Origin of the sequence: Stenotrophomonas nitritireducens (genome assembly GCF_001431425.1) — a bacterium.
Taxonomy (GTDB): domain Bacteria; phylum Pseudomonadota; class Gammaproteobacteria; order Xanthomonadales; family Xanthomonadaceae; genus Stenotrophomonas; species Stenotrophomonas nitritireducens.
Genome location: NZ_LDJG01000003.1, coordinates 107,521 through 119,700, shown reverse-complemented (window position 1 = coordinate 119,700; position 12,180 = coordinate 107,521). Strand labels below are relative to the sequence as shown.

Here is a 12,180-nt window from a genome sequence, read left to right as displayed (position 1 = left end):
GCCGCCGTTTGTCGAGGAGAATTACACCATGTATACCCACACTGGGCCATCGCGGCGGGGAGACCGCCAGATATGGCTTCCCTCCCCACGGTTTCGGGAAGCGATGCGATGATGACGGCCGACGGGTTCACCCCCGATATACCTGATACTTACAAGAAGGCTGCATTGATGCTTCGCTCCATCTATCTGGTACGCCACGGAGAAAGTGTCTCCAACGCTGGAGGCATCACCATGCCCCATGCCTTGATCCCACTGACAGAAGCGGGGCGCAAGCAGGCAGGCGCGCTATCTGCACGGCTGCCAGCTCGGCCTCCCAGGATTCTTGCCTCGCCCTTTATTAGGGCACTGGACACCGCCGAGCCTTACGCCAAGCGAATGCAGGTCAAGATCGAGCAGGAGCCGTTGCTACAAGAATTCGACATGGTCGACCCGGTGTTGATCGCTGGCATGGACCAAGCACAACGGCGCCCTATCGCCGATGCGTTCTGGAAAGAGGGTGATCCCACAAAACAAATGGGCGAGCAGGCCGAAAGCTTCGGGCAGTTCGCGAGCCGAGTATCCGTGTTCATGGCCGACCGGCTCCCGTTGCTTCCCGATGGAACGGTCTGCTTCGGCCACGGCATCTGGATCGGCATGGTGGCTTGGAAGCTGCTTGGGTTCGGCGTGGACACCAGTGAGGACATGCGCCGCTTCCGCCGTTTCCAGACTGGATTGCCGCTGCCCAACGGCGCGGTCTACGCTCTTGAGGAATTGGCGCCCGCTCAGTGGTTACTTCGCAATAGATTCGTGTGAATCACTCGCTGCCGGCCCGCGGCCGAAGCATGGCCTGCTACTTTGGCCTGCGCTGCGGAAGTGACTCCACTGTTGCTTCTGGCAGCGCGCCCAACTGCACCAGCCGGTCCCTTGAGCCGCTGTACGATTCATAGAATTGTGCCCACTTGCTGAAGCCGCCCAGTTCGCCAACTGCGCGGATCATCGCGACGTGGGATGCCGTTAGCAGAGCGACCTGCGATTCGAGCTCGGCGATGCGCATATCGCGATCCGCCAGGGCGCTGGCCGCGGCAACACCAGACAGCTTTCCCGGCCTGCCTCGCCAACGACGGAACTCGGCTTGCCGCTCCTGATACTGCGCAAGCATGCGGCTGCGTTCTACGCTCCGGGTGATCGACGACGCTGCGTTGATTCGCGGATGCAAACGTGCAACTGCTCGCGCGGTGATGTCCTCGTCGCGCGATAGCAAGTCCTCCAGCACTCGGCACATTTCCGGATCGGAATGGGATGTGGCTTGTTGCAAGCTGTCGTTATCCATCCATGACTCCAGTGCGGCGAGGAAGAGAGAGGTCGGGACCATCGGGGAATGGCTTTTCGCCTTGCTTGGTCGCCAGGAGCGTGCGCACGCCGTCAAGTCTGACCTTGGCATGTTGAATCTGGTTTGTGCGGCCGATGCTCTTTGAAGGCTTGGCCTCTGCGATCTCGACAGCCGCGATCAGCTTGAGTTCTAGCGTCTGCAGGTGACGGCGGTTCTCCGGCAAGCTGGTTGCCGATAGATGGCGGCAGCCGGAAAAGCACTCGAGATGCTTTGGACACGGGTCGACAGTGAAGCTGTTCAAGCAATGCCCGTAGGGAGTCGCGTGAAAACCGTCCGCTTCGACCTTAAGGAACTCGAACGCGGCGGTGTCACCCTCGGTACTCTGGATCTTCTTGAACGCATCCACGATTGGACCGCTGGCTTTCCCGGATTGGATCATCTTCGCGACAGTGCTGGCTTTCTCGCCGAGCGCCATTTCCACGTCTGCAGGCAGTTCGAGTTGATCCAGCTCTTCCGCCAAGCTGCGATGATCGTACTCGTAGCTTTGGACCACGCTGCGGCGATTGAAGCGTTTGGAGATGATGGTGTCGGCTACGCCGAGACGGAAAAGCTCTGTGTTCTGTAGGTGACGCAAGGTGTGGGAGGTGAGCACCAAGTCCTTGTCGTCGTCAGATTGACCATACCGTTTGAACAGCGTGTCGCGGGACTTCTGCTCTCCCAGGGAAAGATTGACCAAGCTTGTATCGGGCCGACCAACGGAGACGTATCGGGTGACATCGCAGACCCCATTGTTTCGCTCCTCAGCCAGGGAGCGTTTCGGATGCAGGAAAAGGAACTCCCAGGAAGCAAAGCTGCGATCGGTCAGACTGAAAAGCTCGGTATCCGGCAACTTTGAGCCGGCCGCGACACGAAGATAATTTTCAAGATCCCCAATTCTCACGAAGACCTTGCTCATGTCGCGCCTTCCGTTGGGTGAAACTGCCCTGCCTTCCACGTCTCTCAGTACCAATGCGCCACCATCCTTTCCCTCGAATCCCGCCATCCGGCGAAAGTACATGCGAGCGGTCGCACTCATTTCACCTTGGAAACTAGCGTTCAAGCTCTCTTGAACCTTGTGGAGCTCGTCGAAGCAATCAGCAGAATAGTTCTGACGGCACCTCTGCATCCAATACTGCTTTTTGTCCTCGGCCAGGTCTAACCAAAAGGCGTTTCCAGAGAGGCGGGTGTAGATTTGCGTGGTCGGCACCAGATCACTGAGCGCAAAGTCTGGCAAAACTCGCCCTGTTTCAGTCTGCTTTCTCAGCGTGTTCCGTAGCGGGTTGGTGATTGCCGCAGCATGGGTCAGGGTTTCGCTCACAATCTCCTCGAACATCTGAGGAACGTAGTGAGTACTGGCGATGAGCACCTTGCTATCGGCGTTCTTTGCTTGCTGCTTTTCGGCGAAGTGTCGGATCATAAGCGAATGGGAATACCCACCTAGCTCCCCGGCAGGCCGCTGCTTCGAGTCGTAGTAGTGCCGGTCCGCTCGCCACTCAGCGGGAAGGAGCGTGGCCTCTCCAATTCGGAAGCCCGTCAAGATCATGATCCGAATGGCTGCAAAACGCAGTTCGTCCATGAAGGTCTGGGGCTGCTCGGTCATGACGATCCGGACCAGCTCCCAGAAAGCGCGACGTTCGGGTAGGCGCTCAGCGCGTTTGCGATCTTCCAGGTTGTGCCGAATTTCCTCTTGAGAATTGAGAAATTTGGACCGTCGAGTGACTCTAGGCTGGAGACGTGCGGTGGCGAGGGCAGGGTAGAGCGGTCCCACGTCGGCCAAGTGGTTGGTATCAAATAGCACCTTGGTCAGCCCCGCGATCAAATCGCCAAGCTTGCCCGATGCCTGGATGCTGTTGCCGGTACGAACCGCGAGAGCCATCTCATCAATAGTGACACTCCACGGCTCGGTGTCTCCCGCGCATGTAGCGATCACGCGCAAGGGGCGTGCCACATTGTTGGCGATGTGGCCGAACGAGTTGCGGCGAACAAACAGCTGTTCCATGACTGCAGCTTTGATGAGGTCCTGCCATGCCGGCGACAAAGTGCGAGCAGGCAGAGCCGGCATCCCGTTGGAAGAGCGAGCTGCGTTGATCGCATCAAGTGCCGAACCTTCCGAACTGAAGTGGCGCAAGCGATGCTTGGGAGCAACGCCCCCTGCTAGCGTAGTGAGGTCCCATTCATGTCCTTTGTTCGCAGTGCCGCTTTGATCCAGCGGAATCTCCCAGGCGACTCCATGCGTTGCGGCGAGCTCTTTCCCGAGCTGGATGAAACCTGAGAAGTGAGGATTCAAGACGGCGAACCTTCGAGCTCGAGAACCACAGCCTGAACTTCAGCGATTGTCCGTTCAAGCTGTAGATAGGCTGGCGATGCCACGTCGCCACGAGATGATTCATGGAAGAACCGTGCCACACCCCGAAAGTCGGCTAGAACTTTCGAGTGCATCAGAACATCGTGAATCGGCATGAACTTCCTACAGCCATAGCAGGACAAAATCGGGTTGTAGGGACACGCAGCCTGCCCGGAGGTGCATCCACCGATCCCCGCGATCGGAACACCATGAGGCGCTCCGCCGATCTGCTGAGACTCCTTCAATTGCGCCAGCTCTTCTGGACTGATAAACCGATCGTGGGCAATGCGAGCTACACGCTGATAGATCTCGGAGATTCCCAGTACCTTGTTCACCCGCTCAGCCTGGTTGGCTGATGTTTCGTAGTAGACCAGCGCAGTAGTCATATCCGAGTGCCCAAGGAACTCGGCCAGTTCCTCTTGGCTTGCGCCAGCGTCGACGAGGCGCTGAGCGGCTGTATGCCGCAGATTGACGGCAGTCGCGCCGAGCTCGAGAAGGTCGTGAAGTAGGGAGCTGATGCGACGACTTGCTTCATTAGCGGATGTGGCGCCGAACACCCTAGCGCCCGCATCATCGCCACTAGCCTGAAAGTGCCGTTCGATCTCGACGAAGAGTGGGGTCCACTCGCGTTTCACGCGCCTGAGCAGCGGCTTGGCGGCACTGGAACTCCGCTGCTTCGCCATCCGGAATGTGATGTGGACAGACGCGAGCATGCCGACATCTTCTCGACGAATTTTTACGTCACGAAACGCGAGCATTGCAATCTGAATAGGTCGCATTGCGAAATGATACGCACAAAGCAACATCGCTGCGTCTTGTACTTCTTCGAGAGCCAGCAACGACTTCTTTGCCTGGATCGCCGCTTCATCCAAGAACCGAACTATCGCAGCTTCATCGTCAACCGAAATAAAGGCTTCACCCGATCGGACGACGGCATACTTGTCTTTGAAGGGGAGGGGCAGAGCAGATATGACATCGTGATAGGAGTCCGACCAGCCATTGATGCGATGTTGGCAGAGCAGTTTGAGGATCGATTTAGCGCAGGAATAGGCGTCGGTGGGCAAGGTCTTCGCGAGGAAGGCGGTCCATACGGAAGAGATTCCTGTGGGTCCAGAGCCCAGAAGCCCAGTAACATCTTCGCTTCCAAAGTGCTTCCCTCCGAGCGTGTACATTGCGGCGGTCCTCGGCGCGAAGCCCTCTCCAATGATGCGCAGGAATACGTGTTTGAGAATGGTTCCAAAAGCCTCTTGAACCAGAGCGAACTCGATGTTGATAACGCTTCCATTCGCATGAACTACGAAGCGGTTGGCTGTCGCAGGATTTCGAATGGAGCGAGTCGTGTCATCGAAATCGTCGTAGTACCTAATCACGGGCGGCAATGGCGGAAGCTGCGCAGCGACTTCGCGTAGCGTTGACGCGTCGAGCCTACGATGATGATCACGTTGCATATCCATATGTATTTCCAATGGCGCAACTCAGGAAGGAATTGCTCTCAGAACCTCTACTCGGTCATCAAATGCGTTGTTCCACACCGACGATAGGCGGTCTTCGAACACCGCTCGGGCATAGCGAACGGGCATCTGTGATTCTCGCGACCAGCCGAAGAAGGCCCGGAGCTTCTGCAGTGCTTCATCCATTGAGTCCCCATGGTGAAGAAGTTGATTCAGTCGCACTACGGCGCACGTATGACGAAGGTCGTGGGGGGTGACTGAATTTTTTCCGCTTCGTTCCTTCAGCTCTCGGAGAATGGAAGGGGGTAGGGCAGCGGAAATTTTCAGGAACATCTTCGTCAAGGACTCAGTGGACAGCGGGCTTTCCTGCTGTGTGTTCAGCAGGAAGGCGTGACCTGGCCTACCTCGATAGTTTTCAACATAGGTTTGTACTAACCCCGCGACCGCTTCGCTCACCGGCAGTTGACGGACAGAGTTCGCCGACTTGATGCTTGGTCTGGAATACCGCAGGTCATCGCCGTCATCGGAGTAAGGGCTCTCTTGCACATTCATCCAGCAGCGAGCCCTCTGCTGCCCTTCATCAAATCCGTCCTTGATCACGTCCGCGGTGAGCAACAGGAGCTCGCCGCGTCGAAGCCCCTGATGGAGCATCAACAGGAAGGAAATAAAGGCGAGCCATCGCGTGTGCTGTCGTGCAAAAGGATTGGTAGCCGATACCGGGTCTAGCATTTCGTAGAGTGTCTTGATCACGCTCGCCGGCAATGAACGGATCTGACTCGGTTGGCGGCTCCTGCGGACGTGAAGCTGCCCATACAAGTGGGATAGGCGATGCAGGCGAGCTTCAATCTGCCGGAGACGGTCGGTTGGCAACGTTGACTTGGACAACCAGGTGACCACAGACCCGACAAATGCTAAGCCGGCGCGCCAACGTGATTCATCCGCCGGACCAACGGAAGGTTGATTGCGGATCGATATGAACCAAGACTCTAGGATCTCGGCGAGCACGACCTCGTTCAGGTGGCCCAAGGCGTCATCCAGCGCGTGGGCGCCGAAGTGACGATCCGCATGGCCGTACAAACTCTCGATGTACCGAAGCTTCTTTACCTGGCTAGATGCGGCGAGGTCATGGTTGGACATCAACGCCCAGACGCTAACCCAGTAACGAGGCAGCCTGTGAACATCGTCAACTAGTAAGGCGCCCCGCAGTGAGGCTGGAACCTGAGGATCCGTAAGCACGTTGAGCAAAGGCTGTTTCCTTTTGAGGAAGCAACACTATATGTACCATCGAACAAGGGCTCTGTTGCGAACGGAAGGATCCAATCTAGGACTTCCACGCAACACCGGGAGAAGTACTAGATTTTCGCATAATGTATATTATGTAAATAATGGCGGCGCGAACCGATCAACCCATCTGATCCAATGCCCTCCGCAGCGCGCTCACCAGTTCCGCATCGGATTGCACCCAATCGTTCTCCAGGCCGGCAAGCGCCGGGTTGTGATGGCGCATGGGCGATGTGCGCGATGCCTTGGCCGAGGCATGCAGTTCGTTGCAGCCGCTCTGGACGGTGACATCGGCGATGTTGCCTGCATCCAGGCCGGCGCCGGCCATCACCCGGATGCGGTCGCCTGCCTGTGTGGCCAGTTGCCGCAATGTGTGGCTGCCGGCCATCGCGCTGACGGCGCCGCCGGAGCTGAGGATGCGCTGGCAGCCGAGGTTGATGACCTGTTCCATGGCCGAAGGCAGATCGCGCGCGGCGTCGAAGGCGCGATGGAAGGTGATGCCGAGCGGTCCGGCGGCCGCGACCAGTTCGCGGCACAGTGGGATGTCGACGTCTCCATCCATGGTCAGCGCGCCGATCACGACGCCGTCGCATCCCAGCTGCCGGCAGCTTTCGATGTCGCGCAGCATGATCTCGGTCTCCTGCGCGTCGTAATGGAAATCGCCCGGGCGCGGGCGGATCAATACGAACAGGGGAATCCGCAGCCGGTCGCGGGCCACGGCGACGCTGCCGCGCGATGGCGTGGTGCCGCCCTGCGCCAGATTGTCGAACAGTTCGATCCTGTCGGCACCGCCGGCCTGCGCGGCCAGCGCCGACGCGACGGAATTGCTGGCGATCTCCAGCAGGCGGCGTCCGCTCATGTCTGCTCGCTGGAGTAGACGGAGGTGGAATCCAGCAGGAGGGTCGGCAGGGAATCGTTACGTACAGGGCCAAAAACCACCTAAGCGATTGAAACGCAATGATAATTTCCTTGTCCCGATAGCGCATCTCCCCGTCTATGGGGCCTGTTCAAGGACTTTCGCTGTATAGCTCAGCGGCGCCACTTCCCTATCAAGGTCGAGATGGTAGTCGCCGAAGCGGTTGATGTGGCTGGTCCGAAACGGCGACAGTCCGGCCAGGATCTCGGGCGTCAGTTCAACTCCCTCCTTCCGCATCTCAGCCAAGGTCCGGCTCATGCCTTCTACGTTGTGGAGGATGATCATGTTAGCGACCAGCTGGCTGTACTTGATGATCTTGCGCTGCTCGTGTTGGACGTTCTCAGCAATGATCCCCTGGCTGCCAAAGAACACCCATTTTACGAAGCCGTTGTACTCCTCGCTCTTGTTGGTCGCAGCATGGATCGTTTTCCGAATCTCGTTGTCATCGATGTAGCGCAGCAAGAACAGCGTTCGGACGGCCTTGCCAAGTTCCCGGAAGGCGAAGTACAGCTTGTTCTTCCGGCTGTAGGTGCCCAGCCGGCGCAGGATCGAGGACGCGGTGATCTTCCCCAATCGGATCGAGATCACTACCCGCAGCATGTCGTGGAGATGGGTGGCGATCAGTTGCCAGTCGATGCTGTCTCCGAACAGTGCCTGGATGTTCTTATAGGTCCTGCCAGGTTCAGGCCGGAAGAATGTGAGATCCTTGATGTTTCGTATCCTGGGCATCAGCTGGATGCCCAGCATGTGGGCCAAACCGAAGACCGGATAGCTTTGGGCCTGCGTGTCGCCATGGACGATCTCGGGCTGGATGTCGGACGTGTTGGCCAGCAGGCCATCGAGGATGTAGATGCCCTCGTGCACGCCACAGGGAATGAAGTGGCTGAACAGCGCCACGTATTTGTCGGACACATGGTAGTAGCCGATGCCGCCGTAGCCGCCGTAGCGGATGTGGTACTCCGACAGCAGGTTGTCCTCGTACACGCTCCACTTGGTGCCATCTGCTGACGCGCTCTTGCCGCTGCCCCAATAGCCCGGCAGGTCAAATTTGTTGTAGGTATTGATGACCTCCACGATGGCCTTCTCAAGGACATCTTCGGTCACGTATTTGAGGTTGAGCCAAGCGACCTGGCGACGGCTGAAGCCCTTGATCGACCGCGCCGTCTGCGTCGGACCCAAGTTGCAGCCATAGCAAAACAGCGTGGTGATCACCCGTCGAGGGAGATCTTCAACCTGGCTCTCGGTGCCGGCGATCGGACGGAAGAATCGGTGCAGATCCAGCCATTGGCTGGCGTCGATCAGGACATCGACGATGCTGGACTCCGGGAGCCGTTCGGCGATGAGGCGGTCCACGGTGGCAATGGCGCTTGAGACCTCGGCGCGTTGCCCCTTCCGCAGTACCAGGCGTCCTTCCAGAATGTCCGCATGAACATTCTCGGGGAAACGCTCGTCAACTTCGTCGGCCAAGTCGGTCAGTTGTGCGCGCAACCCGGCCACGAAAGTCGCAGCGTCGGTGGGCAAGCCTGACACCTGGCCATAGGCTTCCAGTTCCTGGGCCAAGGTGGCTTCATCGACCAGCTGCTCGCGGTAGTCGTCAAATCGTTCGCTGCTCGGGATGAAGAGATCTCCCGACTTCAGTTCGTCCTTGACCTGCACCAGCACGGCCAGCTCGAAGTACTTACGGTGCATCCAGCCGGCGCCTGCCGCGCTGGCCCGCTTGCCAAACACGTGCTGACGCCAGAGCTTGGACATCCAATCGAAGTCCTTTTCTGGGTCCAGGCCGAGGGATGCGACCTCGATCAGCTCACGGTGTTGGTTGCGCAGCGACAGCACCGCTGCAATCAACGGCTCCATGCCGGCATCGTGGCTGGTTGCCCGCAAGTTCATCAGCTCCAGCCCATTGAACAGCAGCGGCCTGACCGCGCCGTAGGGTTGCAGCATGAAAGGCAGATAGTTCTTTCCTGCGTATGCCATATGTTCTTCGCATTCGGCCAACAAGGTCGACACTTCCGCTTCCAGACTGTTATCGATGGCATCCACGCGCTGACTATCGCTGCCGTCGAGCTGATAGGCCTGCAGGATTTCCTTGAGCTGGCCGATCAGGAAGTCGGCCCGCTTGGCATGTTCGAGCTGGTAGGCCAGCAGCTTTTGCTGGGCCGTGTTCTCCAGCCCGCGCACCTGCTTGATGAACAGCTCGGCTGCGTCATCCAGCGTCTTGGCATGCTGGGCGCGAATGAAGATGGTGGCCAACGCATAGCGCTTGTCCGGAGCCAGTTCGGCTAACTCGCTGGCGTCATAGGCGCGAGCCATTGCACGGAATTGCTTGAGCTTGGGCACCGGCACATCGATGGGAGGCAGCTGCTCGGCCAACTGCTGCAGCATGCGGATGTGCTGCAGATAGAACCGGACCTCCTTGTTGGTCGGTCGGCCAGGCTCGCGCTTGAGCGATTGCCAGCCAGTAAATCTGGAGCCTTCCGGTGCGCGCAGCAATTCGTCAATGAGCGTGCGCGTGGCAGGCGTCAGCGCGTGACTGATGCTGCGGTAGTAGCCTAGATTGACCCGCTCACGTGCGCCGATGGCGGCCAGCTCCAGGGTGCGGAAGCCTGGCAGTTCGTAGCGGTGGTGCACCAGCTCTTCGAGCAGGACGTTCACGATGTCCGGGATGGTGTGCTTGGTCTGGGCTGCTCCAGTGGCCACCGTGTCCAGCCAGGCCAAGCCTGATTTGTCCAGGGGATGTACCCCGATGAACTGCCGAAGCTGCGGCATATGGCGGCGCTGGCTACCGGAAGCGTCGTAACGTTCGAGCTGGTCGGTGTCCAATACGCGCCCGAGTCGGGCGGCCTTGGCGATGTGCTTCCGGATCCGCTCGGGCACTTCGGCTAACACCGTGAAGTAACCCAGGCGCTGGAAGAGCTTGAGATGAATCAGTACCGCCAGCTGCGGTCCCGGCTGGGTGGTCAGCTGCTTGGCGAATGCAATCTCAGCGGCGGTGGGGGTATAGATCTCCTCCAGTTCCTTGGCGGTGGGATCAGGCTTCAGTCGCGGGTAGGCGGTCTCGTGAAGGGTAGCCATTGGATCCGGAGGTTATGAGGGGATCAATCCCAGTGCCGGCCGTCGTCTGTATTGAGAGACGCTTCCAGGAAACACTGGTGCGTATCGGCCATGCGGTGCATGTCATCGAGCAACGTGGCCAGGATTTCATCCAGATCCCGGTCGGGATCGGTGGGAACAGTCAACTGGTACTCGCTGCTGGCAGTGTTCAGGCGCACAGCCTGGAACGGGGCCAAGCAGATCTCTTCGATCCGGCCTCGGGCCTTGGCCGCGCCGCGGCCCGTGCGGGCAAACGGGGTCAGCACCATGCGCAGGCGCAGCTGCAAGGCCGGTTTGCCCTCGGGCGCCGGCAGTGCCATCGCCGGTACCGGCGCGGTTGGACTGGGCAGGCTTGCTTCAATGCGGTCACGGGCAAAGGGGTCACGCCCGTCCAGATAGCGCATGGCCGACTGCACATCGCGCCAGCCCACGTACTCCATCAGCGCCTTCATGTCCCAGCCTTGGTCGTTGGCCCAGCTGGCAAAGCCGCGGCGCAACGAATGGCTGCTGTGGAGCCCCGCATCGGCAAAGCCGGCACTGGTCAGCAACTCGCGTAGCAGGCGCACCAAGCTGTTGGGATGCAGGCCCTCGGCGCTCACCTGGCCCCATTGGTTAACCGCCCGAAACACCGGCCCTTCGTGCAGGTCGGCCGCCTGCAGCCACACCTGGGTCGCCTCCACCGGGCACAACCGCGACAACGCCGGCACCTTGTAGGTGACGCCGGCGGCCTGGCGGTCGCCCTTGCTGCGCGGCAGGAAACAGGTCATCCCCTGTCCCGGCACCAGCGTGAGATGGGCCACGTCCAGACGCAGCAGTTCATCGCCACGGAAGCCCCGCCAGAATCCGAGCAGCACCAACGCTCGGTCGCGTTGATGGCGCAGCGCCGCCGCTCCGTCGCCCCGGGCATGCGCCGCCGCGATCGCGGCAGCCAACCAGTCATCGAGCTCGACCAGCCGCCGAATCTGCAGCGGCGCGGCTTGCTTGACCTGGCCCGGGTGCAGGGTCTGGATGCCTTTGAGCACCTTGCGCACCAGCGGCGACCGGGTCGGGTCGACAAAGCCGTGGTCGCGGTGCCAAGAGGCAATGGCGGCCAGCCGGTGGCGAAGCGTGCTGGCGGCTAGGGTCTGCGCATACGCGGCCAGGTACCGCGCCACGCTGTCCGGTGTCGCTGGGAGGTGGCCTTGCCATTCAACCTCGAAGTGCCGCAGCGCCGACGCATAGCTGCGCACCGTGTTCTGGCGCGTGGCTGCATCGAGGTAGCGGTCCAGTTCGGTCACTGGCGCGTGGCCTCCACAGCGACCGGCTGCCGCAGGGTCGACAGGATGGTGCATTCAGCCCGCTGCCCACCGTGGCAACTGGCAATCACCCGTTCCAACTCGGTGGCCATGCGCTCCAGGTCGGCCATGCGCGCCCGCACGTCGGTCAGATGGCTGCGTGCCAGCCGGTCCACGTCCCCGCACGAAAGCTCCTCATCGCCGGCCAGCTGCAGCAGGCTGCGGACCTCCTCCAGGCTGAAGCCTAGGTCCCGGCCGCGCGCAATGAAGCGCAGCCGCTCGATGTCGGCCGGGCCATAGACCCGGTAGCCATTGCCCGAGCGCCCCGGGCGCGGCAACAGGCCGATCCGCTCGTAATAGCGGATCGTCTCCAGGTGGCATCCACTGGCGTCGGCAGCCTCACTGATTTTCATTCGTAGTACGCTTGACTCCGTAGTAGCTACGGACTTTACACTCACCTGCTGTGTCATGCCAGC

The 12,180-nt window shown here is 59.9% G+C and carries 9 protein-coding genes; 1 reads left to right on the top strand and 8 read right to left on the bottom strand.

The window, feature by feature from the left end; genetic code table 11:
• Positions 1 to 72: 72 nt before the first annotated feature.
• The gene (locus tag ABB22_RS02360) at positions 73 to 792 is read left to right on the top strand and encodes a histidine phosphatase family protein (RefSeq protein WP_235504294.1); all 720 of its coding nucleotides are present in this window, start codon (positions 73 to 75) and stop codon (positions 790 to 792) included.
• Positions 793 to 829: 37 nt separating this feature from the next.
• On the opposite strand, the gene ABB22_RS02355 is transcribed toward ABB22_RS02360, so the two are convergent.
• The 8 genes from ABB22_RS02355 to ABB22_RS02325 all read right to left on the bottom strand — a co-directional run bounded on the left by ABB22_RS02355 (position 830) and on the right by ABB22_RS02325 (position 12,117).
• Positions 830 to 1,309 carry a hypothetical protein gene (locus ABB22_RS02355; RefSeq protein ID WP_055770279.1) on the bottom strand — a complete coding sequence of 160 codons (480 nt, stop codon included), beginning with the start codon at positions 1,307 to 1,309 and terminating at the stop codon, positions 830 to 832.
• On the bottom strand, positions 1,302 to 3,635 hold the full coding sequence (locus ABB22_RS02350) for a hypothetical protein (protein WP_055769161.1): 2,334 nt from the start codon (positions 3,633 to 3,635) through the stop codon (positions 1,302 to 1,304). The genes ABB22_RS02355 and ABB22_RS02350 overlap by 8 nt, the downstream gene beginning before the upstream one ends.
• The gene (locus ABB22_RS02345; protein ID WP_057505040.1) at positions 3,632 to 5,146 is read right to left on the bottom strand and encodes a site-specific integrase; all 1,515 of its coding nucleotides are present in this window, start codon (positions 5,144 to 5,146) and stop codon (positions 3,632 to 3,634) included. Before ABB22_RS02345 ends, ABB22_RS02350 begins: the two co-directional genes overlap by 4 nt.
• Positions 5,147 to 5,167: 21 nt before the next feature.
• A complete protein-coding gene (locus ABB22_RS17660; RefSeq protein ID WP_082443641.1) occupies positions 5,168 to 6,280 on the bottom strand; it encodes a tyrosine-type recombinase/integrase in 1,113 nt (370 codons plus the stop codon).
• Positions 6,281 to 6,545: 265 nt separating this feature from the next.
• Positions 6,546 to 7,283 (bottom strand): copper homeostasis protein CutC, encoded by a 738-nt coding sequence (locus ABB22_RS02340; protein WP_055769158.1) that lies wholly within the window; start codon positions 7,281 to 7,283, stop codon positions 6,546 to 6,548.
• A 135-nt stretch (positions 7,284 to 7,418) separates the two neighbouring features.
• The gene (locus tag ABB22_RS02335) at positions 7,419 to 10,412 is read right to left on the bottom strand and encodes a Tn3 family transposase (RefSeq protein ID WP_057505039.1); all 2,994 of its coding nucleotides are present in this window, start codon (positions 10,410 to 10,412) and stop codon (positions 7,419 to 7,421) included.
• A gap of 23 nt (positions 10,413 to 10,435) precedes the next feature.
• A complete protein-coding gene (locus ABB22_RS02330; protein WP_017355000.1) occupies positions 10,436 to 11,707 on the bottom strand; it encodes a site-specific integrase in 1,272 nt (423 codons plus the stop codon).
• Entirely contained in the window at positions 11,704 to 12,117 is a 414-nt protein-coding gene (locus ABB22_RS02325) for a MerR family transcriptional regulator (protein WP_014159604.1), read from the bottom strand. Before ABB22_RS02325 ends, ABB22_RS02330 begins: the two co-directional genes overlap by 4 nt.
• Between the last annotated feature and the right edge of the window lie 63 nt (positions 12,118 to 12,180).

Excerpts from the sequence above, each read along its gene's own strand:
- ABB22_RS02360 (WP_235504294.1), top strand. The coding sequence starts at position 73 with ATGGCTTCCCTCCCCACGGTTTCGGGAAGCGATGCGATGATGACGGCC.
- ABB22_RS02355 (WP_055770279.1), bottom strand. The coding sequence starts at position 1,309 with ATGGATAACGACAGCTTGCAACAAGCCACATCCCATTCCGATCCGGAA.
- ABB22_RS02345 (WP_057505040.1), bottom strand. The coding sequence starts at position 5,146 with ATGGATATGCAACGTGATCATCATCGTAGGCTCGACGCGTCAACGCTA.
- ABB22_RS17660 (WP_082443641.1), bottom strand. The coding sequence starts at position 6,280 with ATGTCCAACCATGACCTCGCCGCATCTAGCCAGGTAAAGAAGCTTCGG.
- ABB22_RS02340 (WP_055769158.1), bottom strand. The coding sequence starts at position 7,283 with ATGAGCGGACGCCGCCTGCTGGAGATCGCCAGCAATTCCGTCGCGTCG.
- ABB22_RS02335 (WP_057505039.1), bottom strand. The coding sequence starts at position 10,412 with ATGGCTACCCTTCACGAGACCGCCTACCCGCGACTGAAGCCTGATCCC.
- ABB22_RS02325 (WP_014159604.1), bottom strand. The coding sequence starts at position 12,117 with ATGAAAATCAGTGAGGCTGCCGACGCCAGTGGATGCCACCTGGAGACG.